Below are 1,843 nucleotides of genomic sequence, written 5' to 3'. Positions count from 1 at the left end.
CAACTGCTCTCCCTCGTACTGGCGGCGCGCTTTCGCAAGCCCTGGCCCATCGTGCTGGGCATTCTGGTGGCCACGCTGGTCAACCATGCCCTGGCCGGCGCCGTGGGCGCCTGGGTGACCCAGATGGTCGGCCCGGACGCCATGCGCTGGATCCTGGGCCTGTCCTTCATCGCCATGGCGGTTTGGATGCTGATTCCCGACAAGCTGGACGATGACGGCACGTCCCAGCATTCCCGCTGGGGCGTGTTCGGCACCACGCTGATTGCCTTCTTCCTGGCCGAGATGGGCGACAAGACCCAGATCGCCACGGTAATGCTGGCGGCCCAGTACAGCGGAGCCTATGTCTGGGTGGTGGCGGGCACCACTTTCGGCATGATGCTGGCCAATGCCCCGGTGGTGTGGCTGGGCGACAAGCTGGTCAAGAAGGTGCCCATCCGCATGGTGCACCTGGTGTCGGCGGTCATTTTCCTGGTGCTGGGCTTGCTGGCGCTGTTTGCGCCCATGCTCAAGGATTTGGCATAATTGCCGCTCACGCGCCGATTTGCTACAGCTTGCGGGCGCTTTATAAATCCTGCTAAAGACCCGTCCGACGACATCTATCGACCCGGCCTCGTTTTTAGCGATGCCGGGTTTTTTCATGTCCTTCATCGCCACACCGCAATCCATGCATTTTCCGGATGCGCTGCCGCTGCAAAGCGGCCACAGCATCCGCGACTACACCCTTGCGTTCGAAACCTACGGAACGCTGAACGCCGACAAGTCCAACGCCATCCTTGTGTGCCACGCGCTCAACGCCTCGCACCATGTGGCGGGTGTCTACGAAGGCCAGCCCAAGAGCGAAGGCTGGTGGGACAACATGATCGGCCCGGGCAAGTCGGTCGATACCGACAAGTTCTTCGTCATCGGGGTCAACAACCTGGGCTCCTGTTTCGGCTCCACCGGCCCCATGCACACCAACCCGGACACGGGTGCGGTGTCCGGCTCCAGCTTTCCGGTGCTGACGGTGGAGGACTGGGTCAACGCCCAGGCGCTGCTGCTGGACCGGCTGGGCATCCGGCAGATGGCGGCCGTGCTGGGCGGCAGCCTGGGCGGCATGCAGGCACTGAGCTGGACGCTGCAGTATCCGGAGCGCATGCGCCACGCCGTGGTGGTGGCCAGTGCGCCCAATCTGAACGCCGAGAACATTGCCTTCAACGAGGTGGCACGCCGTGCCATCGTCACCGATCCGGATTTCCACGGCGGCGACTTCTACGCCCATGGCGTGGTGCCGCAGCGCGGCCTGCGCATCGCCCGCATGATCGGCCACATCACCTACCTGAGCGACGATGTGATGAACCAGAAGTTCGGCCGTGCGCTGCGCAACGGCCCGGACATCCAGTTCACCACCCAGGACATCGAGTTCGAGATCGAGAGCTATCTGCGCTACCAGGGCGACAAGTTCAGCGGCTACTTTGACGCCAACACCTACCTGCTGATCACCCGGGCGCTGGACTACTTCGACCCTGCCAAGAAGCACGGCGGCAATCTGAAGGCCGCGCTGTCCAAGACGCTGGCCAAGTTCTTCCTGGTGAGCTTCACCACCGACTGGCGCTTTGCACCGGGGCGCAGCCGCGAGATCGTGCATGCCCTGCTGCAGAACCAGCGCGATGTGGGCTATGCCGAGATCGACGCTCCGCACGGCCATGACGCCTTTCTGCTGGACGACCCCCGCTACCTGGCCGCGATGCGCGCCTATTTCGAAGGCATTGCCAAGGAGTTCCGCGCATGACCGCCACACCCACCATGCAAGCACTGGCCCAGCTGGTGCCCCAGGGCGCCCGCGTGCTCGACCTGGGCTGCGGCG

2 protein-coding genes are annotated in these 1,843 nt (G+C 64.0%); both read left to right on the top strand.

Annotated elements, in window-relative coordinates; all coding sequences use genetic code 11:
- Positions 1 to 522: TMEM165/GDT1 family protein (locus WBB07_RS23210; RefSeq protein WP_526310984.1), on the top strand; the 522-nt coding region annotated here is incomplete at its 5' end.
- 115 nt (positions 523 to 637) lie between these two features.
- Entirely contained in the window at positions 638 to 1,768 is a 1,131-nt protein-coding gene (gene metX / locus WBB07_RS23205) for a homoserine O-succinyltransferase MetX (protein ID WP_526310982.1), read from the top strand.
- The last annotated feature ends 75 nt before the right edge of the window (positions 1,769 to 1,843 follow it).

Source organism: Mycobacterium sp., from assembly GCF_049647605.1.
Lineage (GTDB): Bacteria > Actinomycetota > Actinomycetes > Mycobacteriales > Mycobacteriaceae > Mycobacterium.
The sequence above is the reverse complement of the archived record's forward strand: the minus strand, read 5'-3'. Positions and strand labels throughout refer to the sequence as shown.